General features: G+C 36.9%; 29 protein-coding genes. 24 read left to right on the forward strand and 5 right to left on the reverse strand.

Annotation, left to right across the window (positions count from 1 at the left end):
- Positions 1-84: 84 nt before the first annotated feature.
- Positions 85-1,356 (forward strand): phosphoribosylamine--glycine ligase, encoded by a 1,272-nt coding sequence (gene purD, locus M0G43_RS03035; RefSeq protein WP_248023422.1) that lies wholly within the window; start codon positions 85-87, stop codon positions 1,354-1,356.
- Here purD and M0G43_RS03040 read toward each other — a convergent pair.
- The gene (locus tag M0G43_RS03040) at positions 1,351-1,578 is read right to left on the reverse strand and encodes a DUF6341 family protein (RefSeq protein ID WP_248023423.1); all 228 of its coding nucleotides are present in this window, start codon (positions 1,576-1,578) and stop codon (positions 1,351-1,353) included. The two genes, purD and M0G43_RS03040, sit on opposite strands and share 6 nt — an antisense overlap.
- Positions 1,579-1,651: 73 nt before the next feature.
- Between M0G43_RS03040 and M0G43_RS03045 the strand changes: the two genes are divergently transcribed.
- On the forward strand, positions 1,652-2,575 hold the full coding sequence (locus tag M0G43_RS03045) for a DUF6427 family protein (protein WP_248023425.1): 924 nt from the start codon (positions 1,652-1,654) through the stop codon (positions 2,573-2,575).
- Here M0G43_RS03045 and upp read toward each other — a convergent pair.
- The gene (gene upp / locus M0G43_RS03050) at positions 2,564-3,223 is read right to left on the reverse strand and encodes a uracil phosphoribosyltransferase (protein ID WP_248023428.1); all 660 of its coding nucleotides are present in this window, start codon (positions 3,221-3,223) and stop codon (positions 2,564-2,566) included. The two genes, M0G43_RS03045 and upp, sit on opposite strands and share 12 nt — an antisense overlap.
- A 75-nt stretch (positions 3,224-3,298) precedes the next feature.
- Between upp and M0G43_RS03055 the strand changes: the two genes are divergently transcribed.
- Complete coding sequence (locus M0G43_RS03055; RefSeq protein ID WP_248023430.1) at positions 3,299-3,907, forward strand: DUF4254 domain-containing protein; 609 nt, start codon at positions 3,299-3,301, stop codon at positions 3,905-3,907.
- A gap of 30 nt (positions 3,908-3,937) precedes the next feature.
- A complete protein-coding gene (locus tag M0G43_RS03060) occupies positions 3,938-4,957 on the forward strand; it encodes a glycosyltransferase family 9 protein (RefSeq protein WP_248023433.1) in 1,020 nt (339 codons plus the stop codon).
- On the opposite strand, the gene M0G43_RS03065 is transcribed toward M0G43_RS03060, so the two are convergent.
- On the reverse strand, positions 4,958-6,013 hold the full coding sequence (locus M0G43_RS03065; protein WP_248023436.1) for a ferredoxin--NADP reductase: 1,056 nt from the start codon (positions 6,011-6,013) through the stop codon (positions 4,958-4,960).
- A gap of 104 nt (positions 6,014-6,117) precedes the next feature.
- Here M0G43_RS03065 and M0G43_RS03070 point away from each other — a divergent pair, with 104 nt between their 5' ends.
- From M0G43_RS03070 to M0G43_RS03160, 20 genes are all read left to right on the forward strand, one after another.
- Complete coding sequence (locus tag M0G43_RS03070) at positions 6,118-7,596, forward strand: DUF5687 family protein (RefSeq protein WP_248023438.1); 1,479 nt, start codon at positions 6,118-6,120, stop codon at positions 7,594-7,596.
- Between the two features lie 11 nt (positions 7,597-7,607).
- A complete protein-coding gene (locus M0G43_RS03075; RefSeq protein ID WP_248023439.1) occupies positions 7,608-8,303 on the forward strand; it encodes an ABC transporter ATP-binding protein in 696 nt (231 codons plus the stop codon).
- A 182-nt stretch (positions 8,304-8,485) separates the two neighbouring features.
- Positions 8,486-11,047, forward strand: a complete 2,562-nt coding sequence (locus M0G43_RS03080; protein WP_248023440.1) for a tetratricopeptide repeat protein — start codon at positions 8,486-8,488, stop codon at positions 11,045-11,047.
- A gap of 13 nt (positions 11,048-11,060) precedes the next feature.
- Positions 11,061-11,489 carry a polymer-forming cytoskeletal protein gene (locus M0G43_RS03085; protein WP_248023441.1) on the forward strand — a complete coding sequence of 143 codons (429 nt, stop codon included), beginning with the start codon at positions 11,061-11,063 and terminating at the stop codon, positions 11,487-11,489.
- Positions 11,437-11,688, forward strand: a complete 252-nt coding sequence (locus M0G43_RS15840) for an AtpZ/AtpI family protein (protein WP_411039835.1) — start codon at positions 11,437-11,439, stop codon at positions 11,686-11,688. The genes M0G43_RS03085 and M0G43_RS15840 overlap by 53 nt, the downstream gene beginning before the upstream one ends.
- 1 nt (position 11,689) lies before the next feature.
- On the forward strand, positions 11,690-12,091 hold the full coding sequence (locus M0G43_RS03090; RefSeq protein ID WP_248023442.1) for a hypothetical protein: 402 nt from the start codon (positions 11,690-11,692) through the stop codon (positions 12,089-12,091).
- Between the two features lie 101 nt (positions 12,092-12,192).
- The gene (gene atpB / locus M0G43_RS03095) at positions 12,193-13,278 is read left to right on the forward strand and encodes a F0F1 ATP synthase subunit A (RefSeq protein ID WP_248023443.1); all 1,086 of its coding nucleotides are present in this window, start codon (positions 12,193-12,195) and stop codon (positions 13,276-13,278) included.
- A gap of 19 nt (positions 13,279-13,297) precedes the next feature.
- Positions 13,298-13,507: an ATP synthase F0 subunit C gene (atpE, locus tag M0G43_RS03100; protein WP_248023445.1), complete on the forward strand. Its 210-nt coding sequence runs from the start codon at positions 13,298-13,300 to the stop codon at positions 13,505-13,507.
- An 88-nt stretch (positions 13,508-13,595) separates the two neighbouring features.
- Entirely contained in the window at positions 13,596-14,090 is a 495-nt protein-coding gene (locus M0G43_RS03105; protein WP_248023447.1) for a F0F1 ATP synthase subunit B, read from the forward strand.
- A 6-nt stretch (positions 14,091-14,096) separates the two neighbouring features.
- Entirely contained in the window at positions 14,097-14,633 is a 537-nt protein-coding gene (atpH, locus tag M0G43_RS03110; protein ID WP_248023448.1) for an ATP synthase F1 subunit delta, read from the forward strand.
- 42 nt (positions 14,634-14,675) lie between these two features.
- On the forward strand, positions 14,676-16,256 hold the full coding sequence (gene atpA / locus M0G43_RS03115) for a F0F1 ATP synthase subunit alpha (protein WP_248023449.1): 1,581 nt from the start codon (positions 14,676-14,678) through the stop codon (positions 16,254-16,256).
- A 62-nt stretch (positions 16,257-16,318) separates the two neighbouring features.
- Entirely contained in the window at positions 16,319-17,179 is an 861-nt protein-coding gene (gene atpG / locus M0G43_RS03120; RefSeq protein WP_248023450.1) for an ATP synthase F1 subunit gamma, read from the forward strand.
- Between the two features lie 252 nt (positions 17,180-17,431).
- Entirely contained in the window at positions 17,432-17,965 is a 534-nt protein-coding gene (locus M0G43_RS03125; RefSeq protein ID WP_248023451.1) for a hypothetical protein, read from the forward strand.
- A 100-nt stretch (positions 17,966-18,065) separates the two neighbouring features.
- Complete coding sequence (locus M0G43_RS03130; RefSeq protein ID WP_248023452.1) at positions 18,066-18,569, forward strand: hypothetical protein; 504 nt, start codon at positions 18,066-18,068, stop codon at positions 18,567-18,569.
- Between the two features lie 57 nt (positions 18,570-18,626).
- On the forward strand, positions 18,627-20,063 hold the full coding sequence (locus M0G43_RS03135) for an oligosaccharide flippase family protein (RefSeq protein WP_248023453.1): 1,437 nt from the start codon (positions 18,627-18,629) through the stop codon (positions 20,061-20,063).
- Positions 20,064-20,096: 33 nt separating this feature from the next.
- On the forward strand, positions 20,097-20,531 hold the full coding sequence (dut, locus tag M0G43_RS03140; protein ID WP_248023454.1) for a dUTP diphosphatase: 435 nt from the start codon (positions 20,097-20,099) through the stop codon (positions 20,529-20,531).
- Between the two features lie 96 nt (positions 20,532-20,627).
- A complete protein-coding gene (locus tag M0G43_RS03145; RefSeq protein ID WP_248023456.1) occupies positions 20,628-21,647 on the forward strand; it encodes a nucleotidyltransferase family protein in 1,020 nt (339 codons plus the stop codon).
- A 33-nt stretch (positions 21,648-21,680) separates the two neighbouring features.
- The gene (locus M0G43_RS03150) at positions 21,681-23,045 is read left to right on the forward strand and encodes a tetratricopeptide repeat protein (RefSeq protein ID WP_248023458.1); all 1,365 of its coding nucleotides are present in this window, start codon (positions 21,681-21,683) and stop codon (positions 23,043-23,045) included.
- Positions 23,042-23,815 carry a DUF4292 domain-containing protein gene (locus tag M0G43_RS03155; protein WP_248023460.1) on the forward strand — a complete coding sequence of 258 codons (774 nt, stop codon included), beginning with the start codon at positions 23,042-23,044 and terminating at the stop codon, positions 23,813-23,815. The genes M0G43_RS03150 and M0G43_RS03155 overlap by 4 nt, the downstream gene beginning before the upstream one ends.
- Positions 23,812-25,068, forward strand: a complete 1,257-nt coding sequence (locus tag M0G43_RS03160) for a murein hydrolase activator EnvC family protein (protein WP_248023461.1) — start codon at positions 23,812-23,814, stop codon at positions 25,066-25,068. The genes M0G43_RS03155 and M0G43_RS03160 overlap by 4 nt, the downstream gene beginning before the upstream one ends.
- Here the strand turns inward: M0G43_RS03160 and M0G43_RS03165 are convergent, their stop codons facing one another.
- Together M0G43_RS03165 and M0G43_RS03170 are read right to left on the reverse strand one after the other, a co-directional pair.
- On the reverse strand, positions 25,069-25,578 hold the full coding sequence (locus M0G43_RS03165; protein ID WP_248023462.1) for an acyl-CoA thioesterase: 510 nt from the start codon (positions 25,576-25,578) through the stop codon (positions 25,069-25,071).
- Positions 25,579-25,663: 85 nt separating this feature from the next.
- Positions 25,664-26,605: an SPOR domain-containing protein gene (locus M0G43_RS03170; protein WP_248023463.1), complete on the reverse strand. Its 942-nt coding sequence runs from the start codon at positions 26,603-26,605 to the stop codon at positions 25,664-25,666.
- Positions 26,606-26,674: the final 69 nt, after the last annotated feature.

Raw genomic sequence — 26,674 nt, forward strand, 5'->3', positions numbered from 1 at the left:
GAAGGTTATTTGTGGCTGAACATTTCTAAAAAACATTCGGCTTTTAGTTGGTTAAAGTCTATTTTTGCAAGAAATATCACAACTATGAATATTCTTATTTTGGGTTCTGGCGGAAGAGAACACACATTCGCTTGGAAAATTAGCCAAAGTCCATTATGTAAAAAGCTTTTTGTAGCACCAGGAAACTCTGGCACAGCTGAAATTGCCCAAAATGTAAATATCAGTGTTACCGATTTTGAAGCTGTAAAAGAATTGGTGGTTTCAAAAGCGATTGATATGGTTGTCGTGGGTCCAGAAGACCCTCTCGTGGAAGGTATTCACGATTTTTTCCTTGATGACGAAGTATTGAAAAAGGTACCTGTCATCGGGCCTCAAAAAGCGGCTGCACAATTGGAAGGCAGTAAAGAATTTGCAAAAGAATTTTTGTTTCGACATAATATTCCAACTGCAGCCTATCAAAGTTTCAATGCACAAAATGTTGAAGAAGGCTATCATTTTTTGGAAACCTTGAATGCTCCTTATGTATTGAAGGCAGATGGACTTGCGGCAGGTAAAGGTGTTGTGATTTTGAATGATTTGAACGAAGCAAAAGCCGAGTTGAAACGAATGTTGGTGGATGCTAAATTCGGAAAGGCGAGCACAAAAGTTGTCATTGAGGAATTTTTGAATGGGATTGAATTAAGTTGTTTTGTTTTGACAGATGGTAAACATTATAAAATCCTTCCAACGGCAAAAGATTACAAACGCATTGGAGAAGGAGATACTGGTTTAAATACTGGTGGAATGGGAGCCGTTTCTCCTGTGCCGTTTGCAGATGATGATTTTATGCAAAAAATTGAAGAACGCATCGTAAAACCTACGGTTCTAGGTCTTCAAAAAGATAGCTTGCCTTACAAAGGCTTTATTTTTATCGGATTGATCAAGGTTGGCAATGACCCAAAAGTCATCGAGTATAACGTGAGAATGGGTGATCCCGAAACGGAAGTGGTGCTGCCAAGATTAAAAAATGATTTGGTAGAATTGTTTATTGCTTTGGAAAAACAAAGCTTGAACGAAAAAGAAATCAGTATTGATGAGCGAGCAGCGACGACAGTAATGTTGGTGTCTGGAGGTTATCCTGGAGCATATGAAAAAGGAAAAGTGATTTCAGGATTGGAAACTATTGAAGGTTCCATTCCCTTTCACGCAGGGGCAATTGTGAAAGATGGACAGGTTGTAACTTCAGGCGGTCGTGTAATGGCCATCACATCTTATGGCGACACATACCAAGAAGCCATAAAAAAATCTTATGAAAACATAGAAAAACTACATTTTGATAAGATGAATTATCGTAAGGATATTGGTTTTGATTTATAGGTAAGAGTGAGAAGTAATACTTTTATCCTCTTCATTGTTATCATTGTATTTTTTCAATTCTAGCATCCAATAAACAAATGCTACCATTCCAATAATGATAAAAACCCAAGACATAAAGTTTGCTGTCCACCAATTTTCCAACTGCATTTCTCTCAATGCATCAAAAGGTAAGAACAAATAGTTCACAAATAAATCTTCGATACCGTAAAACAAGTCACTCATTACAATAAATATTATATTTACACAGCAAAATTAAGCTTTATTCTGATTTTTTACAATTAGCTAATCAAAATAAATGATTACAAGTTTCTTTAAGCAAGCAAAACCCATACACTTTGTGCTGATTGGCACGTTCTTGCTAATGGTGTTTATCGCTTCGAAAATGTACGTCATAAACGAACCACTGACGTTCACATTGGTGTTGAAACAAGGATTCTACTTCGGAATTGTATTGTCTTCATTGTTTTTACTCGATTTTTTCGCAAGCAGAAACAGTCTTACAAAGAAAAACAGTTATAAGCTGTTGATGTTTGGCCTTTTTATGGCAATGCTGCCCGAAACTTTATTGAACTCAAATACACTTTTGGCCAATTTTTTCATTCTTTTGGCGCTTCGTCGTATCATCAGCTTAAGGACTCAAAAGGACACTCAAAAAAAATTGTTTGACGCCGCATTCTGGATTAGCATCGCTACGCTTCTTTATTTTTGGGCCATTTTGTTTTTTGTACTGATTTTTGCTGCGATGATATTATACTCGATTGTCAATGTAAAAAATTGGATTATTCCGTTAACAGGCGTTTTGGCTGTGATTATCATTTGGGTCTCTTGGATGCTATTGACCAATAATGATTTTACGGATTTTTTCGATCAGCTCTTTGTCTATAACTTTGATTTTACGGGTCTGAATTCTGCGAGAATTATCATATCAACCACAATCCTTATTTCCTACGGAACTTGGGGCTCCTTTTACTTTATCAAACATCTTAAGGACAAATCAAAAAACCTTCGTCCATCGTTTATGCTGATTGTGATTTCTTCAATCATTTCATTGCTAATCATTCTCATTTCTCCTTACAAAGATGGTAGTGAGTTCATCTTTTTATTCGCGCCATTGGCAATTATTATGACCAATTATCTTGAAGTCACCAAGGAAAAATGGTTTCAGGAAGTTCTTGTTTGGGTATTGGTATTGATTCCAGCTGTGTTTTTAATTTTGTAGCTTTTCGCCAAACGCTAAATCGCCAGCATCTCCAAGACCAGGAATGATATAGCCTTTGTCATTCAATTTGTCATCAATAGTCGCAATCCATAAATGGGTTTCTACATCAAAATGTTTTTGCACATAATCCACTCCGGCTTTAGCGCCAATGACACTCACCAAATGCACTTCCTTCGGTGTGCCGAAAGGTTTTAAAGCTTCAAATGTAGCAACCATCGATTGACCAGTTGCCAACATTGGGTCGGCTAGAATAAGTGTTTTCCCTTCAAGAGACGGACAGGCCAAATACTCAACAATGATTTCAAAACTCTCTGGATTTTTTTGATGTTGTCTGTAAGCGGAAATGAAAGCATTTTGTGCATCATCAAAATAATTGAGCAAGCCGTGATGCAATGGTACGCCAGCTCTCAAAATGGAACACAATACGATATCGTTTTTAGGCAAGTTAATATCACAACTCCCCAAAGGTGTGGTAATAGTGGTTGATTGATAACTCAAGGTCTTGCTCAACTCATATCCCAAGAGTTCTCCAATACGTTCGATATTCCGTCTAAAACGCATTCGGTCTTTTTGGATTTTGACATCGCGCATTTCAGAAATAAACGTGTTTAAAATGGAGTTTTCTTCAGATAAATTATGGACTTGCATAAGGTTCTCGTTGAGGTTTCGGGTGGTAAAGTTAATTAAAATAGGCGTATATTTGCAGTCTTAAAGTTATAGCATATGTTTTCTAAAAAAGCCAATGATATTTTTCAGGACGTGATAAAAACGTACCATATAGTGAATACTGTAGAGCAGCCATTCGCAAATATTTATGATGAAAAAACAAACCTTTTAGAGCACCTGTTATATCGAAAATGTTGGATTGACACCGTTCAATGGCATTATGAAGACATCATCCGCGACCCAAATATCGATCCTGTTGCAGCATTAAAATTGAAACGTCAAATTGATGCTTCCAACCAAGATAGAACTGATATGGTTGAGTATATCGACAGCTATTTTCTTCAAAAATACAGCGATGTTCAGCCAAAGAGTGATGCAAAGATAAATTCTGAAAGTCCAGCTTGGGCAATCGATAGGTTGTCTATTTTGGCGCTGAAGATTTATCATATGAATGAAGAGGTGGAAAGACCAGATGCTTCTGACGCTCACAAACACAATTGCCAAACAAAGCTTAACGTCCTTCTTGAACAACGAAAAGATTTAAGCAAAGCAATTGATGATTTGTTGAATGACATTGAAAACGGAGACAAGTATATGAAAGTCTATAAGCAGATGAAGATGTACAATGACGATGAGTTGAATCCTGTTCTTCGGAGTCAAAAATAAACTTCCTTAAAAGAGGGTTTTCTACTTTAAATGCCAAGACCAAAGCACATCCTTGTCATTAGACTTTCGGCAATGGGAGACGTTGCAATGGCAGAGCCTGTTTTAAGGTCCTTTTCAAAGCAATATCCAGATGTGAAGGTTACAGTTTTGTCTAGAGAAGCTTTCAAGCCTTTTTTTCGCAACCTTAAAAATGTTTCTTTTTTTTCTGCTGATTTAAAAGGAAAGCACAAAGGCATTATCGGACTCTTCAAATTGTCTAGAGAATTAAAAAAACTCGAAATTGATGCTGTTGCTGATTTACACAATGTACTTCGAACCAAAATTTTAAAATCCTTTTTCTTCGGATTGAATGTTGTTCAAATTGATAAAGGACGACAAGAGAAAAAAGATTTGGTTAATGGCAAAATCTTCCAACAACTCAAATCAACCCATCAACGTTATGCAGATGTTTTTGCCGCGCTTGGATATCCTTTGGATTTGACCAATCCTGATTTTCCAAATCGAGCCACTCTCAATTCAAAAATCGAAGCAGTTGTTGGTGAAAACAGAGCTTATAAATGGATTGGAATAGCACCTTTTGCAGCTCACGAAGGGAAAATGTATCCTTTGGAATTAATGAAAAACGTTATTGAAGCACTTTCACAAACAAATAAGGTCATTCTGTTTGGAGGAGGCGAAGAAGAAATCAGGCAATTGAACCTTTTGGAATCCGAGTTTGAAAACGTTATTAATGTAGCAGGAATGTTGAGCCTTGACGAAGAGTTGGATTTAATCTCAAATCTAGATGTGATGGTGTCTATGGACTCTTCAAATGCGCATATTGCTGCAATGCTTGGCATAAAAGTCTTCACACTTTGGGGAGTCACACATCCTTACGCTGGGTTTTATCCATTCAACCAATCAAAAGACAATTCACTTTTGGCAAACAGAAACATTTATCCGTTGATTCCGACGTCAATTTATGGCAATAAATGTCCAGAAAGCTACACAGATTGTATGAAGTCTATTGCGCCACAGAACGTCGTCAACAAGGTGGAATCGATGCTGTAATTAGATGTCGTCATAATCCACACGGATTGTTGGTGTGGTAGGATGCGCTTGGCAGGTTAAAATCAATCCTTCTTCAAGTTCGCCATCCGTAAGAATATTATTCTGGCGCATTGTCACTTCGCCTTCCGTCAATCGTGCTAAACAACTACTGCAAATTCCACCTTGGCAAGAATAAGGAGCATCCAAATTCTCGGCCAACGCCGCATCCAAAACCGATTTCTTTTGATCCATCACAAAGGTAGTTTCTTCATCATCGAGAAGTATGGTGACCTTGGTTTTTCCATCAATCAAATCGTTATCAATGGGCGCAGTTGGAGTAGCAACTGTAAACAATTCAAATAAAATTTGAGATTCTTCGATGCCATAGTCCAATAACACATCTTTAACCAAATGAATCATAGGTTCTGGTCCGCAGAGATAAAATCTATCAAATTTTGTGTCTCTGTAATCGTTTTTCAAAATGAAATTGACAGTACTTTTCTCAATTCGACCAAACAATGCCTTGTCTTCCTGCGACTGACTGTACACAAAATGAATTTTTAATCGCCCTTGATATTGTGATTGCAGTTGTAACAATTCACTCAAAAAAATCGTGTCTTTTGGAGATTTATTGCCATACACCAATACAAAATTGCTATTCGGCTCTTGTTCCAAAACGGTTTTTAGAATGCTCATCACAGGCGTAATACCGCTTCCTGCCGCAAAAGCCGCAACAGTTCTTGAGATTGTGCTATTTGGTTCAAACACGAAACGACCATTTGGAGCAGAGACCTCCATAACATCACCAATTTGCAATTGACTATTGGCAAATTGCGAAAAAGTACCATCCACCACAGCTTTCACAGCCACTTTCAGAATACCACTTTTCGGTGAGGAACAAATCGAATAATCGCGTCGCAATTCCTTGCCATTTACAGTGGATTTAAGAGTGATGTATTGACCTGCTTTAAATTCAAAAGTAGTCTTCAAATCAGACGGCACCTGAAAACTTATGGTAACACAAGCATCGGTTTCTTTGGTGATGTCGTTAATGGTGAGTTTATGAAATTGAGACATTTATTTTTTTTGCAAAAGTAAGAAACATATAGAGGAATTGCGTTTTGATTGTAACAAAAAGTGTTATAATATTACTAATGAATTGAACACAACCAAAAATTGAAATGATAAAACATTTTCTAAATCTCGAATGGAAACAGTTTTTTAGGTCGGCCACAATGGGCAAAAGCCTTGCTCTAAAAATCCTGATGGGCTTCTTTGCAATTTACTTTATGGCTAGCTTTTTGATTTTGGGCGTGGCACTTTACCCAGGTTTAAAAAAGGCCTTTCCGGAAAAGGATCCTTTTATCATTGTCAACGGATTTGTGTTTTTCTGGATTCTGGGCGATTTAATGATTCGTTTTTTCTTTCAGAAATTGCCCGTAATGAGCGTCAAACCATTGTTGACCTTGCCTATTAAGCGAAGTAGTGTGGTCAACTTCGTTTTGGGCAAATCGATGCTGTCGTTTTTTAATTTTCTACCCTTGTTTGCGGTCATTCCTTTTGGAGTTACGTTGATTTACAAAAGCTATGATCCAATGGCTGTCGTCACTTGGATGTTTTTGATATTGATCATTGCACTTATCAATAACTTTCTGAATTTTATCATTGAAAGCCTTTCTTCGGAAACGGAATTATCATTTCTTCCTGTCATTGTTTTAATTTCGGCTTTATATGGTTTGAATCATTTCAACATCATCAATATTTCTTCACTCTTATCCGATGGAATTATCGCCATAGCGAATAATCCTCTTTTATTGTTAGTTCCTATAGGATTGTTGGCGGGTCTTTACTTCATCAATTTCAAAATATTGAGAAAGAAACTGTTTCTCGACAGTTCGCTAAAAACAAAAGTTCAGGAGGTTAAAGCTTCAAATCTTGAGTGGACCCAAAAATTTGGTGACATTGCGCCATTTATGCAACTCGATTTAAAATTGCTTTGGCGTAACAAACGCCCGAAATCTACTGTGTGGATGCTTGGCCTGGGTTTAATGTACGGTTTGTTTTTCTATCCGCAGCCGATGTATCAAAATATGGTTTGGTTTTATGCCTTCATCGGAATATTCGTAACGGGAATTTTTCTCATCAACTTTGGGCAATTTATTCCAGCTTGGGATAGTGGCTATTACAAGTTATTGATGAGCCAAAACATTAAGTATGAACAATATCTCAAATCAAAATATACGTTGATGACCTTGAGTGTGATTATTTTGTTTGTGTTGAGTATTCCTTATGTGTACTTCGGATGGAAAATTCTCGTGGCACATTTTGCGGCAGCGATTTACAATATTGGTGTCAACACCTATGTCATTCTTTTGGGAGGTTCTTTCAATCGAAAGAAAATCGATTTGAATCAAAGAGCTGCTTTCAATTTTCAAGGTACAGGAGCTGTTCAATGGTTGATAGGCTTGCCTTTAATGCTGTTGCCGATGGCACTTTTTGCTGCGGCTTATTACATTTTTAATTTTGAAGTGGGAGTGGCTGTTTTGATAGTTTTGGGATTGTTGGGAATTGTGTTCCATCAGAAAATAATGGCATTCATCACAAAGAAATATTTAGATTCAAAATATCAAATGATCAACGCTTTTAGTCAAGACGAATAAATCCAAAAATTATGATAGTTACTTCAAACCTTTCAAAAAAATATAACGACACCACAGTTCTTAATATCGAAAAACTTGATATTCCAAAAGGGCAAAGTTTTGGACTTGTTGGTAATAATGGCGCTGGAAAAACCACTTTTTTCAGTTTGCTTTTGGATTTGATTCAACCGACATCAGGCCACATTAAGAACAATAATATTTTGGTTCACGAAAGTGAAGACTGGAAGCCTTTTACATCCTCCTTTATCGATGAAAGTTTTTTGATAGGCTATTTAACAGCTGAAGAATACTTTTACTTCATCGGCGAATTAAGAGGTCAAAACAGAGCAGATGTTGATAAGCTGGTTTCACAATTTTCTGATTTTTTCCACGGAGAAATTTTAAATCAGAAGAAATATCTGCGCGATTTGAGTAAAGGAAATCAAAAAAAGGCAGGCATCGTTGCTGCTTTGATAGGAAATCCGGAAGTAATCATACTGGATGAACCCTTTGCAAACCTTGACCCGACTACGCAAATTAGGCTCAAAAATATAATCAAAGATTTAGCTGAAAAAAGAGGTGTTACAGTTTTAATATCGAGTCACGATTTGATGCACGTTACAGACGTTTGCGAGCGCATCGTTGTCCTCGAAAAAGGTCAGGTTGTCAAGGATTTGGCAACAAGCGAAGCCACTTTGCGCGAGCTTGAAGCACATTTTGCAGGATAAAGGCTATTAAGTTATATAAGAAAACCCTCTAAATCCTTGAGTTTTTGAGGGTCTTCTTTTGTTCTCACTATTCAGCGAAAAGTACCTCATTTTTCCTCGATTATTCAAAAAGATGCTTATTTTTACGGCATTGCATACTATTTGCAAGCGTTTTTAGTTATCTATAAACCAAACATCACACGTTGAATACATCTTTAAAAGCCATATTTCTTCTAATTGTAACGGTTTTGATTATCACGAGCTGTTCCAGAAAAAATGATACATTCATCAACAGAAATTTCCACGCTTTAGGAACGAAATATAATATTCTTTATAATGGCAATTTGGCGCTTGAAAATGGTAGAGATGCCATCGATAATGCGTTCACCGACAATTATTGGGAATTGCTTCCAGTAGAACGTATGCAGGTTGAAGAAGACGTTTTGCTTCCTGGGCAATCTAAAAATGCCGATTTTGAGCGTGCCGAAGAGAAAGCCATCAAGGCGGTTCAAAAACACGGAATGAACATCAACGGAAAGGAACATAATCCGCAAATTGACGAGGCATATCTTCTTTTGGGAAAGGCACGTTATTTTGATCAACGTTTTGTTCCGGCTTTGGAAGCTTTCAACTACATTCTTTACAAATATCCTGCAAGTGATAAAATAAATACGTCTAAAGTTTGGCGCGAAAAAACAAATATTCGTTTGGAAAACAACGAATTGGCCATCAAAAATCTAAAAAGACTGATTGATCAGGAAGTTTTGGACGACCAAGACTTGGCCGATGCCACTTCGAGTATGGCGCAAGCGTATATCAATCTAAAAGCTAAAGATAGCGCGTTGACGCAATTGGCAATTGCGGCCGAAGTCACTAAAAAGAACAAGGAAAAAGCTCGTTACAATTTTATAAGAGGCCAACTGTACAATGAGTTCGGTTATAAAGACAGCGCCAACCTGGCTTTTGACAAAGTCATTGATTTGCATCGCAAAGTGCCGAGAGCTTATTACATCAATGCGCATTTGGCAAAAGCGGCCAATTTTGATTATGAAACAGGTGATCAAGTGGCCTTCTTGGAATATTTGACAGATTTAGAAGAAGATAGAGAAAACAGACCTTTTTTAGGAAAAATCTATTACCGAATTGCAGAATTTCACAAACAAAACAAATCAGATTCACTTGCCGTTGCTTACTACAACAAATCATTACGGTCACAAAGTACGGACAAGCCTTTGAGAGCAGAAGATTATGTGACGCTTGGAGATATGAATTTTGACAAAGCAGAATATAAAATCGCAGGCGCTTATTATGACAGCACGATGAACAATATGGTTTTGAACAGCAAGCCATACAGAACCATCAAGCGTAAACGGGAGAATTTGGATGATGTTATTTATTATGAAGACATTGCGCGAGTGAACGATAGTATTTTGAATCTTGCAAGTCTTTCAAAAGAAGATCAATTGGCTTTGTTTACTGAATTTACAAATGATTTGAAGGCAAAAGCAGAAGCTGCCAAAGAAAAGGAAGAAGCCGCAAAACGACTCAATACTACAGGCTTGGTATCAGCAAATGATGTGAACAAAGGAATTCAACGTAGTGATGCTGCCAATAATAAAGCAGGAGGAGGAAGGCAACAGTTTTACTTTTACAATCAAACGACAGTCGCTTTTGGTAAAAATGAATTCATTAAAATCTGGGGAGATCGATCTTTAAAAGACAATTGGAGACTTTCAGATTCCAGAAGTAATTCAGGAGGTTTAGGTTTGCAAGAGAATGCTTTAACTGCTGATGCCTCTGAAGAAGAAATGTTCGACCCTGAATTTTATGTAGCAAAGATTCCGACGGACCAAAAAGTATTGGACAGTTTGGCTAAAGAGCGAAATTTCGCTTATTATCAATTGGGTTCGATTTATAAGGAAAAATTTAAAGAATATAATTTGGCGAAAGATAAATTGGAAAAACTTTTGGACAACGAGCCAGAAGAACGATTGATTCTGCCATCAAAGTACAATTTGTATAAAATTTATCAGGAGCTGAATCTCGATTCAAAAGCAGAGTTGGTCAAAACCGATATTATTTCGAATTATCCTGAATCGCGTTATGCTGAAATATTAAGAAACCCTAATTCAGGTTTGGCAAAGGATGAAAACAGTCCGGAAAGTCTTTATGAGAATTTGTTTGAAGATTATACTAACCAAAAATATCAGGAAGTCATCGACAAGGCTTCAGACTATGTCACCCAGTTTGAAGGCGATCCAATTGTTCCAAAATTTGAAATCTTAAAAGCTTCCGCAAGGGCAAGACTTTATGGTTTTGAAGCGTACAAGGAAAGTGTCAATTTCATTTCTTTGACTTATCCAAATTCGCCAGAAGGAAAACAAGCACAAGAAATTATGCAGACTGTGATTCCAACTCTGGAGAAAAAGGATTTTGTAGGAGAAGAGGTTTCTAAAAATTTCAACGTGATTTATCAGTTTGATAACGCTTCCAACGAAAACATTGATGAATTCATCAAAAAGCTTGATGAAGAAATAAAGCAAATCAGGTATTATGATATGTCTGTTTCTAAAGACATATATGATAAAAACACAACTTTTGTTGTCGTTCACGGCTTGAAAAGCATTCAAGGAGCACGAGGCTTTGCCGATTTGCTGCAAGAGAGAAAGTCAAAAATTACCAGACCTTATATTGCAATTTCATCCGAGAACTATGGAATTGTTCAAATGCACAAAAATTTAAATGATTATTTAGCAATTCAGTAAACTAACAGAAACCATGTTTTCAGGAATAAAAAAAGAACATATGGCTACAGAAACAGGAACACAGCAAAACACAATCGCTAAAGGTTCAACCATAACGGGAGATATTGTAAGCGATGGCGATTTTAGAATTGAAGGAACCATACAAGGGAACGTAAAAACGCCAGGCAAAGTAGTCTTGGGAAGAACAGGCATTATTAAAGGCACGCTTACAAGTGCCAATGCAGACATCGAAGGGAAATTTTCTGGAAAATTGATTCTTTCTGATACCTTATCATTGAAATCAACAGCTTATGTTGAAGGGGAGGTTGAGGTTGGAAAGCTTGCCGTAGAGCCAGGAGCCACCTTTAATGCCACTTGTGTAATGAAAGGCACTGTTAAAGAAATGGGCAATGGAGGACAAAGACCGCAACAGCAAGAGCGAAAAGAAGGTCAAACAGCTTAATTCTTACGCCAGATATTCAAGTATTGCTTTACAAATGTTTGCCGTAATCGGCATAGGAACATTTGTGGGCGTAAAACTTGATGAAAGATATCCAAATAAAAACAATCTTTTCACATTAATATTATCTTTGACCTCTGTAATAGGCTCCATTGTCTTAGTGATAAGACAAATCATAGCCAACTCAAAAGAGGATCAATAAGATGAACGAACAATTTAGAAAACGACAGATTTCTTTCTTACTTCAAATTACGGCTTTTTCACTGCTGTTATTTGGAATCCATTGGTACCTGCTGTCCTATTTTGCGACTGATATATTGTTCTTTTTCCCATTATGGCAAATTTATATGTTCCATTTCGGGGTGACGACCATTCTTTATTCAGTAATAAATTATCAATATTCTATAGGTAAGACTGAAATCTTCAACATATTTATGGTGGTGACGTTTCTTAAAATGATACTTTCTATTTTGTTTTTGTTGCCTTTGTTATTATCAGATTTTGAGAAGAAGCAACCCGATGTGTTCAATTTTTTCATTCCTTACTTTCTTTATCTGTTTTTTGAGGTCTATTCAGTCACACAATTCCTTCAAAAAAAGCCCTAGAAATCATTCTTTTAATATTGATAAAAAAAGTGTTTGCCAATTAACTTATTGTGCGTACATTTGCACGGAATTTAAAGCAAGGTATTTTTAAGCCATAAGGAATGACAGTAAACACCTTTAAAAACGTATTATTTTCAGTTCTTTTTTTATCAATTTCGATAGTCGGATTTGCTAAAGAAGAAAAAGAAAACCCTGAAAAAGAAAAGTTTGACGCAAAGGAAATGATTATGCATCACGTTAAGGATGCTCACGAATTTCACGTCATTGACATTAATGGCGAGCCTGTCTCGATTCCGCTTCCAATTATATTATATTCTGACAATGGATTGGTGACTTTTATGTCGAGTGAGTTTCATCATGATGACTCGGGGCATCATGTGGTTGAGAAAAACGGCATGAAATTCGTAAAACTTCACGAAAAAATATACCAATTAGATGGTAATGCAAATTCCGTTGAGTTTGATGATGAGCATCACCCAGTAAATGCTACTACACCTTGGAACTTATCTATTACTAGAAACGTTTTTATGATGTGGGTTTCCGCTATTGTACTCATATTAATATTTGTTGCAGCAGCTAGAACTTATAAAAAATCAGAAGGGAATGTGCCAACCGGTATAGCAGGATTTGTTGAGCCGTTGATTGTGTTTGTTAGAGACGATATCGCTAGACCAATGATTGGTGAGCATAAATACAAAAAGTATATGCCATATCTATTGACAATATTTTTCTTTATTTGGATCAACAACATTTTCGGGTTGATTCCAATTTTGAATGGAGCTAATTTAAGTGGGAATATTGCCTTTACAATGGTGTTGGCGCTTTTCACATTTATCATTACAACTGTGAGCGGAAATGCAAATTATTGGAAGCATATCTTCTGGATGCCAGGTGTTCCTGTGCCTATGAAATTGTTCTTGATGCCTATTGAGTTGATTGGAATTTTTACTAAACCAATTTCTTTGATGATTCGATTGTTTGCAAACATTACCGCGGGACATATCATCATCTTGGCATTGATGTCATTGATTTTCATTTTTGAAACAGTGTTAATTGCACCTGTTTCGGTGGCATTCTCATTATTTATTACGGTTATAGAAATTGTGGTTACCGCAATTCAAGCATACATATTTACAATATTGTCAGCCCTTTATTTTGGAATGGCAACAGAAGAAGCGCATCATTAATTAATTTAAATTTTATATTATGACTATTACTGGAATTGCAGCTATTGGAGCTGGTTTAGCAGCTATCGGGGCTGGTGTAGGTATTGGTAAAATCGGTGGATCTGCTATGGAAGCTATGGCACGTCAACCTGAAATGCACGGGAAAATTCAAACTTCTGCATTGATTTTAGCAGCCTTCGTTGAGGCGGTAGCGCTTTTTGGTGTTGTTGTTGCTCTTTTGCAAGGATAATCCAAAAACAAAGTAAATTATATACAGAAGTAACGGTTGGTTGCTTCTGTATATAAAATTTAGAATTAATTAGAAAACACAATAAGAAATGGATTTAGTAACCCCTGGATTTGGACTCGTCATTTGGACAATCATTACATTTTTATGTTTGTTGTTCATTTTGAGAAAATTTGCTTGGAAGCCTATTCTTGGAGCAGTTGAAGATCGTGAGACTGGTATCAAAGACGCTTTGGCCTCTGCAGAGAATGCTCGTAAGGAAATGGAAAACCTTAAGGCAGATAACGAGCGTATTCTTAATGAGGCTCGTGCTGAACGTGAAGCTATGTTGAAAGAAGCTCGCGAAATCAAAAATAAAATGATTGCCGACGCCAAAAATGAGGCACAATCTCAAGCAAACAAAATGATTGAGCAAGCCCAAACGGCTATCGAGAGTGAGAAAAAAGCAGCTATGGCTGAATTGAGAAATCAGGTTGCGACACTTTCTGTTGATATTGCTGAAAAAGTGGTGCGTGAAGAATTATCCAACAAAGACAAACAATTGAAATTGGTAGAGTCTATGTTGAGTGATGCTAAATTAAACTAATAAGTAATGGCACAAACAAGAGCAGCAATACGTTACGCAAAAGCGGTTTTAGATTTGGCAAAGGACCAAAATGTGGTTTCTGTTGTCAATGATGATATGAAATCAATTGCAACTGCAATTGCTGAAACCAAGGAGTTGAACGAAATGCTTCAAAGCCCTGTTGTTCCATCTGCAACAAAAAAATCAGCTTTATTGGCTGTATTCAGTAACTTGAACAAATTGAGCACTAATTTAATTGATGTGCTTATTTCAAATAAAAGGATTGATATTTTAGGTGATGTTGCTCAAAAGTACAACCAACTTTTTGATGAAAATCAAGGAACTCAAGTAGCAAAAGTAACCTCTGCTGTCCCCTTAACCGATGACTTGAAAAAAATGGCGCTTGATAAAGTTAGAGAATTGACAGGCAAAGATGCTGAAATAAAAAATGTGATTGATGAAAGCATTTTGGGAGGATTTATTCTGCGAGTTGGAGATCTTCAGTATGATGCAAGTATCGCAAACAAATTAAGTAAACTAAAAAGAGAATTTACATTAAACTAAAACAATTCGGAATTCTGAATTCTGAATTCAAAATTAATAATAATGGCAGAAGTAAAACCAGCTGAAATTTCAGCAATCTTAAAACAACAATTGTCAGGATTTGAAGCAAGTGCTTCTTTGGACGAAGTAGGAACAGTGCTAACTGTTGGAGATGGTATTGCACGTGTTTACGGTTTATCTAACGTACAATATGGTGAGTTAGTTGAATTTGAAGGCGGTCTCGAAGGAATTGTCTTGAATCTTGAAGAAGATAACGTTGGAGCTGTATTATTGGGGCCTTCGAAAGAAATCAAAGAAGGCTCTACCGTAAAAAGAACTAACCGTATTGCTTCCTTAAAAGTAGGTGAAGAGATTGTTGGACGTGTGGTTGATACATTAGGGAACCCAATCGATGGTAAAGGTCCAATAGGTGGAAAACTTTATGAAATGCCATTGGAGCGTAAAGCGCCAGGTGTTATATATCGTCAGCCGGTTACAGAGCCGTTACAAACAGGTATCAAATCGATTGATGCGATGATTCCAGTTGGTCGTGGTCAGCGTGAGTTGGTTATTGGTGACCGTCAAACTGGTAAAACAACTGTTTGTATTGATACCATTTTAAATCAAAAAGAATTTTATGATGCAGGTGAACCTGTATTCTGTATATATGTAGCTGTAGGACAAAAAGCTTCTACAGTGGCAAACATCGCACAAACGTTGGAAGACAAAGGTGCAATGGCTTACACTGTCATTGTAGCTGCAAATGCATCTGACCCAGCTCCTATGCAGGTTTATGCTCCATTTGCTGGCGCTGCAATTGGTGAGTATTTTAGAGATACTGGTCGTCCTGCCTTGATTATTTTTGACGATTTGTCAAAGCAGGCTGTTGCTTACCGTGAGGTGTCTTTGTTGTTACGTCGTCCACCAGGACGTGAGGCGTATCCTGGAGACGTTTTCTACCTTCACTCTCGTTTGTTAGAGCGTTCTGCAAAAATCATTGCGAATGATGACATTGCAAAAGAAATGAACGATTTGCCAGAAGTATTGAAACCTATGGTAAAAGGAGGAGGTTCATTGACAGCACTTCCAATTATTGAAACACAAGCTGGTGACGTATCTGCATATATTCCAACTAACGTAATTTCCATTACTGACGGACAGATTTTCTTGGATGGTGACTTGTTCAACTCTGGTGTTCGTCCTGCAATTAACGTTGGTATCTCGGTATCTCGTGTGGGCGGTAATGCACAGATTAAATCAATGAAAAAGGTTGCTGGTACTTTGAAATTAGACCAGGCACAATATCGTGAGTTAGAAGCTTTTGCTAAATTTGGTTCTGACCTTGATGCTTCAACTTTGAATGTCATTGAAAAAGGTAAACGTAACGTGGAAATTTTGAAACAAGCTCAAAATGACCCTTACACTGTTGAAGATCAAATCGCGATCATCTATGCAGGTTCGAAAAATCTATTAAGAGATGTTCCTGTTGAAAAAGTAAAGGAATTCGAAAGAGATTATTTAGAGTTCTTGAAAGCTAAACATAGCGATACTTTGGCGACCTTGAAAGCTGGTAAATTGACAGACGAAGTTACAGACACTTTAATGACTGTAGCTAAAGAACTATCAGCAAAATATAGAAAATAAGTGTAAAGTTGTGGGATGTTGGTCTAACTTCTAATGTCTTCATACTTAATTCTAATTAAAGAATGGCGAACTTAAAAGAAATACGTAACAGAATATCATCAGTATCTTCAACGATGCAGATTACTAGCGCTATGAAAATGGTGTCTGCTGCAAAATTGAAGAAGGCACAAGACGCCATCACTGCAATGAGACCTTATTCTGATAAGTTGACTGAACTTTTACAAGGGTTGAGCGCAACATTAGATGCTGATTCTGGTAGTAAATTTGCAGACCAGCGCATTGTTAACAAAGTGCTTATTGTTGCCATTACATCAAACAGAGGTTTGGCAGGAGCATTCAATTCAAACATCATCAAGCAGGTTAACTTTTTGGTCAATAATACTTATGCTAATCAGGAAGTATCTTATTTAGCTATAGGAAAGAAGGCAAATGACGCTTTTAAGAAAAGTAACAAAGTGCTTTCGAACAAAAGTGCTGTTTATGACGATTTAACTTTTGAGAATGTCGCTGATATTGCCGAAATGTTGATGGAACAATTCTTGACACATAAAGCGGATAAAATTGTGCTTGTTTACAATAAGTTTAAGAATGCTGCGACGCAAGAAATTATGAACGAACAATTCTTGCCAATTGTTCCGATTGAAAAGGATGCAAACGTGAATTTAGATTACATTTTCGAGCCTTCTAAAGCTGAAATTGTTGAGCAGTTGATTCCAAAATCTTTAAAAACACAATTGTATAAAGCGATTAGAGATTCTTTCGCTAGTGAACACGGAGCGCGTATGACTGCAATGCACAAAGCGACAGATAATGCGACAGAATTGCGCGATCAGTTGAAATTGACTTATAACAAAGCCCGTCAAGCGGCAATTACCAATGAAATCCTTGAAATTGTTGGTGGTGCAGAAGCATTGAACAATTGATAGACTTATATATAAGAAGCAACTTTGCTTTGTGACTTATCAACTAAAACCTCACTAATTATTAGTGAGGTTTTTTTCTTTTCAGATTATGACTTTTCCCCTTAAAAACTAGCTCCAAAATGGCTTAAATTTCGGATGAAACGTCATATAAGTCGGATAAAATACGTGTATTTTGTCGAAAAAACTGTTTTTTTCCATTGTCAGGTTGTTTTATTATCTATATTAGCAGTCCAAATCTTAATTAAATATCCTATGAACCTACTTAAAACGGCTTTTAGAGCCACCGCTATGTTTTTAATGTTGTTGGGTTGTTTCACTTCAAACGCCCAATCCAAAGCCATTTCCAACACTGTTACTTCTTTTCAGGAACACCCAACTTTTAAGTTGAATGAAGTCAATTTCCAAGAATGGTATGCAGGCATCAATGTTGGAGGAACAGGATTTAATGTTTTTCTTCCAAATATTACAAATGACGAAAATGTTGTTCTAGAAAATGTTTATTTCAGAAATCTTACAGGCAAATTAGTTAAAGGTAAAGGGATGTATTCTGCCACCTTGAAAAACAAATCAACTGATTACACTTGGAAATATCCAGAGAAGCCTGCTGACTACCCTTTTGATTTAGGAGCAGACGAATGTGTAATTAGCTACAAAGAAAATGGCGTTACGAAATATATCAAAATTGCAAGCTTGAGTGAAAAGGCTGGGACATATTATGAAAATGGTCCTCCGTCTATTTACGAGAACACTTCCAATAGCGCTGTCGCTACTGTCGATCAAGATTGATAACATTCGATACCATAAAATTATAAAGCCTTGCACTAACGCAGGGCTTTTTTTATGGAATGATGTTTGATTTAGTATCTTTAATGAAAATGTACGCATTATGATTTCGATAAAAGCCGCATCAATTTTTGCAATAATGATTGTGGTGGTTGGATGTTCGTCTGCTCAAAAGTTGCAGTCCTCATCTCCCATTGACGTGGAGGAAGTTTATTTTCAAAAATGGGTAGCTGGCGTCAAAGGAGGCGGTTCCGGAATTGATCTGTTTATTCATTCAAAGAATAAAGCTACCGCTATAGAATTAGATTCAGTCTATTTTAGAGGCAAGGCCGTAAAACTAGAAACCATTAAAGATGAAAACCTAATTTACGTTGGACGTTTTAAAACTGAATTCAATAAAAAACAAGATATTGTGATGAGCAGCGACCCTAACGAAGAATATGGAAATTCTGTTCCAAATATTCCAAAAAAAATTCCCTTCGAACTTAAGGATTCAGAGTGTGTCATTAGCTACAAACAAAATGGTGACATAAGGTATTTCAAATTGGAGAACATTACTGAAAAACCGTCACAAAATTATCCGAGCGCTCCAGTTAAGAAGGATTAAGAGACACCTTGCAATTGGCTGCATAAAACTGTATTTTAGCAGCTCAAATTCGCATTCTTGGGCACATTAAAAACCTTTTTCAAGGACACTATCATTTATGGTCTGGCGACCGTTCTTCCCAGGCTTATGAATTTTATTCTTGTGCCACTTCACGTCGACAAATTGGCAACATCCAATTATTCTGACAATACCACATTTTATATCTATGCGGCGTTTTTCAATGTGTTACTAACTTACGGAATGGAAACTGCTTTTTTCAGGTTTTTCAATTTGAACAAAGAAAAAGAAAAGGAAAAAGTATTTTCAACTGTTCTAATTAGCTTAACGGGTTCGACGCTGATCTTTTTTGTACTTGTTTTTTTATTCAACGAGCAACTTGCAAGTTTCGTCAACCTGAACATTACCTATTTCAATTTACTTATTGGTGTTTTGGCTTTGGATGCCCTTGTAGTCGCACCTTTTGCCTATTTAAGAGCAACAGGAAGACCAATAAAATTTACTGCTATAAAGCTTTCAAATATCGCCATTTATGTCATTTTAAACTTCTTTTTCCTTTGGGCAATTCCTTATTTCAACATTGAGTTTCCAGGTTATAATGCCGACGATTTGGTACAGTATATCTTCATTGCCAACCTTGCTGCCAGTATTTCAACCTTATTGTTGTTGTCGCCTTATTTTTTCAAATCAAAATTTGAATTTAGCACAGCAATTTTTAAACAATTGCTCAACTATGGTTGGCCAATAATGATTGCAGGTCTCGCTTATGTCATCAATGAGAATTTTGACAAATGGCTCTTGCCTGTTATGGAAGGAAAGGACATCAATGGAGCTTATAGTGGTTGTTACAAGATTGCAGTTTTTATGACCATTTTCATCCAAGCATTTCGTCTTGGTGCTGAACCTTTCTTTTTCAGCCACGCAAAAGAATTGAACGCAAAGGAAACATACGCCAGAATTATGAAATACTTCGTCATACTCGGAAGCTTGATGTTTGTGTTTACGGTGGCATTTTTGAATATTTTCAAACAATTGATTGTTCCAAATGAATCTTATTGGAAAGCCATAGATATTGTTCCGATTGTGTTGCTGGCAAATTTATGTTTGGGAATCTATTTCAATTTAGCAATTTGGTATAAATTAACGGACAAAACACGCTTTGGAATGTATATTTCCATAATTGGCGCCATCATTACCATTGCGCTTAATTATTGGTGGATTCCGAAAATCGGGTTTATGGCTTCTGCATACACGACCTTGATTGCCTATGGTAGTATGATGCTCATTTCATATCAAATGGGCAAAAAGCATTATCCGGTACCTTATGACCTCACTAGGATTTTGAGTTATATGCTTTTCGCAATCCTGATTTCTGGGATTTCTTATTACAGATTTAATGATAATTACTACGTCAGTACCATTTTAGTTTTAGTATTTTTGGGAATTATTTATCTATTGGAACAAAAGGAAATTAAACAAATTCTGAAAAGAAAATAATACAATCAAACTTCATTATTTGAAACACAAGATATGAACATCAAAATCATCAATAAATCAAATCACGAATTACCATCTTATGAAACAGAAGCTTCCGCAGGAATGGATTTGCGCGCAAATTTATCAGAAGCAAGAGTTTTAAAACCTTTGGAACGCAGTATTGTGGGCACAGGCCTTTTTCTGGAGCTTCCAGTCGGTTATGAGGCACAAGTGCGCCCAAGAAGTGGATTGGCTGCAAAAAAGGGAATAACCGTATTGAATGCGCCAGGAACGATTGATGCAGATTATAGAGGTGAAATTGGAGTCATTTTAGTCAATTTATCAAATGAAGAGTTTACGATAAGCAATGGTGAGCGCATCGCACAATTGGTGATTGCTAAACACGAGCGTGCCGAATGGATTAAGGTAGAAGAATTGACCGAAACATCCAGAGGAGAAGGAGGTTTTGGTAGTACAGGTACGAAATAGCAAATTCTGTCTGGTCGAGCAAAGTCGATATCTTTATGAAATTATAGTATTATTTAACAAGATTCCTTCCTTCGAGGGAATGAAATAAAATTTTAAATGAAAATAATAGTTCCAATGGCAGGTCGAGGTTCAAGACTTCGTCCTCATACACTCACAGTTCCAAAACCATTAATTCCAGTTGCTGGCCAACCGATAGTGCATCGTTTGGTTAAAGATATCGTAAAGGTATTGAATCAGCCGATTGATGAGATTGCCTTTATTTTAGGCGACCCAGCTTTTTTTGGAGACGATGTAGTTAAGAGTTTGGAAGAATTGGCAATTGGATTGGGAGCAAATGCCTCCATCTATCGCCAAGACCAGCCTTTGGGCACGGGACATGCCATTATGTGTGCAAAGGACTCACTTTCTGGCCCAGCGGTCATTGCCTATGCAGATACACTTATCAGGGCAGATTTTAAGTTGGATCCTGAAGCAGATTCTGTAATTTGGGTTAAGAAAGTAGAGCAGCCCGAAGCCTATGGAGTCGTAAAGTTGAATGAGTGTGACGAAATTATTGAGCTGGTAGAAAAACCAAAAGAGTTTGTAAGCGATTTGGCAGTTATTGGTATCTACTATTTTAAGGATGTGGCGGTCCTAAAGAATGAATTGCAACACGTGTTGGACAACAATATTGTGAACGGTGGAGAATATCAAATAAATGATGGTATCAAACGAATGATGCAAAGCGGAAAGGTCTTTAAGGCAGGAGAAGTAGATGAATGGATGGACTGTGGTAATAAAACTGTGACGGTAGAAACAAATACACGTATGCTCGGCTTTCTACAACAAGATGGTGAGGAACAAATGATTGCTGCAACAGTTACTTTGAATAATTCCAAAATCGTAGAACCTTGCCATATAGGTGAAAATGTCATTTTGAACAACACAACCGTAGGTCCAAATGTTTCCATCGGCAATGATTGTTTATTAGATAACGTGACCGTTAAAAATAGCCTAATTCAGAGCCATAATGTCATTAAAAATGCTAATTTGGATGGAGCTATGATTGGCAATCACGTAAAATACGATGGCCATTTTAAAAGCATTAGTATTGGTGATTATTCAGTCTTGGAATAGTTTTTGAATTTAACCATCGCAGCACATAACTAAATGAAGTTGAAACACTACATAGTATTGATTTTGATTGGAATAGTTTTCATTCCACAGATGAGCTATGCACAAGTAGATTTCAACAAAAGACCAACTGATGACCTTGGTGATGTCGAAGATATGTTTCAGGAAAGTTTTTTCGAGGCATTGAAACAAAACGGGATTGAAAACTACCAAAGAGCTGTCGATGCTTTGTTAAAATGCGAAAAACTTGACAACTCAAAAACGGTCATCTATTATGAATTGGGCAAAAATTACATAGCCTTAAAAAATTATGGCGCCGCCGAAGATGCTCTTAAAAAGGCTGTTTCAAAAGAACCGGAAAATGAGTGGTATCTAGACCAGCTTTACGAAGTCTACAATCTTCAGGGAGATACAGACAAAGCCATCAAAACTGTCAAACAATTGGTAAAGTACCATCCTGATTATCGTCAGGATTTAGCTGAATTGTACATCAAATCCAAGGAATATAAAGACGCGCTAAAGCTTTTGGACCAGTTGGACAAAGAATTTGGAATCAATCCAGACCGAGATGCGCTTCGGAATGAAATCTATAACATAACAGGAAAGGATGATGACCGAATTGAAAATCTTGAACAGCGCGTCAAAGCTGACCCACAAAACGAAGATGCTTATTTGAGATTGATTTATCGCTATAGTGAAACGGGAAATACCAAAAAGGCGTTCGAAGCTTCAAAAGACTTGTTAAAGGCAAAACCAGAATCGAAATTGGTTCATTTGGCACTTTATAAGTTTTATTTGGATGCAAATGAAACTGAAAAGGCTATTCAATCTATGAAAACAGTGCTTTCCACGCCTGAAATCACTCCAGAAGCAAAAGCCAAAGTATTCAATGATTTTGTCAATTACGTGTCTAAACATCCAGAGTATGAAAAAGACCTTGTCGAGTTGACGGCGATGGTAGGTACAGAAAAAAGCACCAAAACACTTACTGAATTGGGACAATATCATCTAAAATTGGATGATAAACCAAAAGCACTCCAATATTTTGAAGAAGCGTTGCAGCAAGACCCAAACAATTTTATGATAATTAAAGACGTTTTACTGCTTCAACTCGATTTGAATATGGATGAAAAAGCTGCGAAGAAAAGTCAGGAAGCACTCGATTTGTTCCCAGCACAACCAGTTTTGTATCTTATCAATGGCGTTGCCAATAATAAATTGAATCAGCCTAAAAAAGCCATTCAAAAACTGGAAGCAGGATTGGATTATATCATTGATGACGCTAAAATGGAAAGCGATTTCTACACACAGTTGAGCTTGGCGTATAAGCTGGACAATAATATTCCCAAATCTCAAGCGTTTGCTAAAAAGGCAGAAACTTTAACCAAACAACAGCAATGAGTAATATCAAATATGCGTTTTTGATTCTAATTTTTGGAATCTTCATTGGTTGTAAATCCACAAAAAATCTCACTTCGGAAGGCGTCATCAAGGAAAATATGACTGCCAAACAAATCATTAGAGAAAATCAAAAGCAAACAGCTGATTTCAAGACGTTTCAGGCGAAAGTAAAAATTGATTATTCTGACGGAAAATCATCAAATGGTGTCACTGTAAACTTGAGAATGGAAAAGGACAAAACCATTTGGTTGAGTGCGCCATTGGGAGTTGCAAGAGCAATGATTACACCAGATAAAGTGAGCTATTACAACAAATGGGAAAACGAATATTTTGATGGTGATTATTCGTTGTTATCAGAATTATTAGGTGTGGACTTGGATTTTCAAAAGGTTCAAAATCTATTGATGGGAGAAACACTTTACAATTTGAAAGATGAAACTTATGTGGCTTCTTCAAATGAGAACTCGTACATCTTACAACCTGAAAGTCAAAAATCTATCTTCGAGATATTTTATCTTTTCAATCCTGGTCATTTCAAATTGGATTCACAACAATTGTCTCAACCACTCACAAAGCGATTTTTAGAAATTGATTATAAAAGCTATCAATTGGTGGACAAGCAAATTTTTCCGGAAAATGTGAATATATTAGCCTTGGAAAACAATGATCAAGTGAAGATTGATTTAGAATTTAAATCGATAAGCATCAATGAAGATCTGCGTTTTCCGTTTGAAATTCCAGAAGGATATAAAGAAATTCAATTGAAATGAAACTAAACCGACCAACATATTTAGTGTTTAGTCTATTGATGCTTTTTTGTGTGGGCAATATGACTGCACAAAGCAAAAAGCAACAGGAACTCGAGGCGAGACGTCAGCAATTACAAAAGGAGATTGAGCAGATTAACAGCTTACTTTTTACCAATAGGAAAAAGGAAAAATCTATGGTTACCATTGTTGAAGACTTGAATAATAAAGTTCGTGTACGTCAAAACTTGATTAAGGTTACAAATGATCAGGCAAACTTGCTCACGAGAGAAATCAACAACAATCAAAAGGAAATCACAAGTTTAAGAGACCAATTAAAGGAATTAAAGGAAGATTACGCCGCTATGGTGGTGAAGTCTTACAAAAGCAAATCAGAACAAAGCAGAGTGATGTTTTTATTGTCCTCGGATAATTTCAAGCAAGCCTACAAACGTTTGCAATACATTAAACAATACACAAGATACCAAGAGCAGCAAGGTGAAGAAATCAAGTCTAAAACACAGAAGCTTCAAGACTTAAATACATCATTATTGCAACAGAAAAAAGATAAGGAAAAGCTAATTGAGGAGAATAGAATTGCCAAAAAACAATTGGAGGAAGACATCAAAGAACAGCAAGAGATGGTTGCTTTGATCCGTAAGGATTTAACCAAATATTCTTCTCAAATTAAATCAAAACAGCAGGAAGCCGATAGAATCGATCGTGAAATTGAACGTTTGATTAAGGAAGCGATAGCTGAAGCCAATAGAAAAGCAAACAAATCTAACAAAGCAAGCGAAACCAAATCTTCGTCTGGTTTTGCCCTAACACCAGAAGCCAAGGCCACAGGAGCCAATTTTGAAGCCAACAAAGGAAAACTGTCGTGGCCAGTCGAAAAAGGCGTTGTCAAAACGCGTTATGGTACACAACCGTCTCCTATAGATCCTTCCATCAGCATTCAAAGCAATGGTGTTAGAATTGCCACGGAAGAAGGTTCAAAAGTGAGAGCGGTTTTTCAAGGAACTGTGACTGCTGTAATTGCCAGCAAAACTGGAAATCCTACCGTTTTGATTCAACACGGAAATTACTTTACAGCCTACAAAAACTTATCAAAAGTCTACGTCAAAAAAGGTGATAAGGTAGATACCAAACAGTTTATTGGAGAAGTTTTCACAACGACAGGAGACCACGAAACTATCTTGAGTTTCAGCATTTTCAAGGTTGTTTCAGGCGAATCCAAAACGCAGGATCCTTCTGGCTGGATTTATAGAATGTAGTTATTCAAAAAGAGCCTTCAATTCAGTGGCTTCATTTGGCTTCATTTTTCCCGCAAGCACCAAACTCAATTGCTTACGGCGCAAAGCAGCTTCAAAACGCGCTTTTTCCAAGTCGGTTTCTGGAACTAATTCTGGCACTTCCACAGGTCGTCCAGTCTCATCAACCGCGACAAACGTGTAAATGGCTTCATTCGCTTTAGTTCTTAACCCAGATTCACGGTCTTCAATCCAAACATCCATAAACACTTCCATCGAAGATTTAAAAGACCTTGAAACCTTTGCTTCAATGGTCACTACACTTCCTAAAGGCACAGAACGATTAAAAGCCACATGGTTTACAGAAGCAGTGACCACAATTCTACGGGAATGACGTCGGGCAGCTATACTGGCAGCTCTGTCCATTCGAGCCAATAATTCACCTCCAAAAAGATTGTTGATAGGATTGGTTTCACTTGGCAATACCAAGTCGGTCATGATGGTTTTCGATTGTTCAGGCGTTTTTGCTTGCATAGTTTATTTTTTTGCAATGCAAAGATACTCGGGATTTATGATTTACGAGTTACGATTGAAAAGATTGTGGACGAAAACTTGAAAGTTATTGAATCTCTTTTACCATCAACCAAGCTTGAGGATTATGGTTGCGACGAATCTCGCGTAAAGCGGCAACAGCTTCTTCAGAAGTTTGATAACTATCATAAACCACCTCGTGAAGACCATATTTGTTGACACCGATCATACGAGCTTTGTAACCAAGCGCTTGTAATTGTTCGACCTTGGTGTGTGAGTTTTCCTCAATACGATAAGCCCCAGCAACAATATGGTAATTGCCAGATTGTTTTTCAACAGTAAGTGTGGCAGCTGGTAGAGGGTTTTCAATCACAAAAGTCGCTTCCTGGACTTTGGCGTCTAGTTGCTCATTTGCTTCTTCTTGTGCAATTTGATTGTGCTCTTCAATTTTATTAATGTAGTAATTGGATGCCACAAAACCTCCAGCTGTTAAAGCAATCAATGCCACTGCAGCATATTTAAGTAAAGGTCGAGCCGTGTTGCGTTTTTCAGGAGTGATTGAAATAGGAACAACTTTCTCAATCGTTTCAACCTCTTCTTTATAAACTTCACGAGTGATGCTAGAGGATGTGAACTGCGACAATCCAAAAGAATCAGTCAGGTAATTCACGTGATATGAAGGTTCAAAAACAATTTTTCCTTCAGAATTGAGCATTAAATCTCCAATATTTTGAAAATTCAATGTTTCACCTTCAACCAAATAAGACTTGATGGATTTAACGTGTTTTCCAATTTTTTGGATGGCAGCTTCATAAGGAATCTTTTCAATTTCTGTGATATAGCTTGCCAGCAAACCATCATTGTGCTGCAACTGCTCGTTAAAAGATAAAACTTTCTTCGGAGGATAAAAAGCATTGGTAGATTCGTGTACTTTGGCAGGCACTCGATTGGTTAAAAATGCTCCAAATTCTGGAATTGTTACGCAGTCGTAGCGGTATAATAAATCGCTTATGTAGTTTTCTAAATGCATCGAAACAAAGTTAAAAATTTTTGATGCTGAATGAAATTTGAGACTTACAATTTATTAACATTGCATTTG

Source organism: Subsaxibacter sp. CAU 1640, from assembly GCF_023156585.1.
GTDB lineage: Bacteria > Bacteroidota > Bacteroidia > Flavobacteriales > Flavobacteriaceae > JBPOFM01.

What these genes read in the sequence shown, in the direction of transcription:
- M0G43_RS03150 (WP_248023458.1), top strand. Translation starts at nt 21,681, where the DNA reads ATGAAGTTGAAACACTACATAGTATTGATTTTGATTGGAATAGTTTTC.
- M0G43_RS03160 (WP_248023461.1), top strand. Translation starts at nt 23,812, where the DNA reads ATGAAACTAAACCGACCAACATATTTAGTGTTTAGTCTATTGATGCTT.
- M0G43_RS03155 (WP_248023460.1), top strand. Translation starts at nt 23,042, where the DNA reads ATGAGTAATATCAAATATGCGTTTTTGATTCTAATTTTTGGAATCTTC.
- M0G43_RS03145 (WP_248023456.1), top strand. Translation starts at nt 20,628, where the DNA reads ATGAAAATAATAGTTCCAATGGCAGGTCGAGGTTCAAGACTTCGTCCT.
- M0G43_RS03105 (WP_248023447.1), top strand. Translation starts at nt 13,596, where the DNA reads ATGGATTTAGTAACCCCTGGATTTGGACTCGTCATTTGGACAATCATT.
- M0G43_RS03075 (WP_248023439.1), top strand. Translation starts at nt 7,608, where the DNA reads ATGATAGTTACTTCAAACCTTTCAAAAAAATATAACGACACCACAGTT.
- upp (WP_248023428.1), bottom strand. Translation starts at nt 3,223, where the DNA reads ATGCAAGTCCATAATTTATCTGAAGAAAACTCCATTTTAAACACGTTT.
- M0G43_RS03130 (WP_248023452.1), top strand. Translation starts at nt 18,066, where the DNA reads ATGATTTCGATAAAAGCCGCATCAATTTTTGCAATAATGATTGTGGTG.
- M0G43_RS03170 (WP_248023463.1), bottom strand. Translation starts at nt 26,605, where the DNA reads ATGCATTTAGAAAACTACATAAGCGATTTATTATACCGCTACGACTGC.
- M0G43_RS03060 (WP_248023433.1), top strand. Translation starts at nt 3,938, where the DNA reads ATGCCAAGACCAAAGCACATCCTTGTCATTAGACTTTCGGCAATGGGA.
- M0G43_RS03065 (WP_248023436.1), bottom strand. Translation starts at nt 6,013, where the DNA reads ATGTCTCAATTTCATAAACTCACCATTAACGACATCACCAAAGAAACC.
- atpG (WP_248023450.1), top strand. Translation starts at nt 16,319, where the DNA reads ATGGCGAACTTAAAAGAAATACGTAACAGAATATCATCAGTATCTTCA.
- M0G43_RS03070 (WP_248023438.1), top strand. Translation starts at nt 6,118, where the DNA reads ATGATAAAACATTTTCTAAATCTCGAATGGAAACAGTTTTTTAGGTCG.
- M0G43_RS03085 (WP_248023441.1), top strand. Translation starts at nt 11,061, where the DNA reads ATGTTTTCAGGAATAAAAAAAGAACATATGGCTACAGAAACAGGAACA.
- purD (WP_248023422.1), top strand. Translation starts at nt 85, where the DNA reads ATGAATATTCTTATTTTGGGTTCTGGCGGAAGAGAACACACATTCGCT.
- M0G43_RS03040 (WP_248023423.1), bottom strand. Translation starts at nt 1,578, where the DNA reads ATGAGTGACTTGTTTTACGGTATCGAAGATTTATTTGTGAACTATTTG.
- M0G43_RS03125 (WP_248023451.1), top strand. Translation starts at nt 17,432, where the DNA reads ATGAACCTACTTAAAACGGCTTTTAGAGCCACCGCTATGTTTTTAATG.
- atpE (WP_248023445.1), top strand. Translation starts at nt 13,298, where the DNA reads ATGACTATTACTGGAATTGCAGCTATTGGAGCTGGTTTAGCAGCTATC.
- atpA (WP_248023449.1), top strand. Translation starts at nt 14,676, where the DNA reads ATGGCAGAAGTAAAACCAGCTGAAATTTCAGCAATCTTAAAACAACAA.
- M0G43_RS03090 (WP_248023442.1), top strand. Translation starts at nt 11,690, where the DNA reads ATGAACGAACAATTTAGAAAACGACAGATTTCTTTCTTACTTCAAATT.
- atpH (WP_248023448.1), top strand. Translation starts at nt 14,097, where the DNA reads ATGGCACAAACAAGAGCAGCAATACGTTACGCAAAAGCGGTTTTAGAT.
- atpB (WP_248023443.1), top strand. Translation starts at nt 12,193, where the DNA reads ATGACAGTAAACACCTTTAAAAACGTATTATTTTCAGTTCTTTTTTTA.
- M0G43_RS15840 (WP_411039835.1), top strand. Translation starts at nt 11,437, where the DNA reads ATGGAGGACAAAGACCGCAACAGCAAGAGCGAAAAGAAGGTCAAACAG.
- M0G43_RS03165 (WP_248023462.1), bottom strand. Translation starts at nt 25,578, where the DNA reads ATGCAAGCAAAAACGCCTGAACAATCGAAAACCATCATGACCGACTTG.
- M0G43_RS03055 (WP_248023430.1), top strand. Translation starts at nt 3,299, where the DNA reads ATGTTTTCTAAAAAAGCCAATGATATTTTTCAGGACGTGATAAAAACG.
- dut (WP_248023454.1), top strand. Translation starts at nt 20,097, where the DNA reads ATGAACATCAAAATCATCAATAAATCAAATCACGAATTACCATCTTAT.
- M0G43_RS03045 (WP_248023425.1), top strand. Translation starts at nt 1,652, where the DNA reads ATGATTACAAGTTTCTTTAAGCAAGCAAAACCCATACACTTTGTGCTG.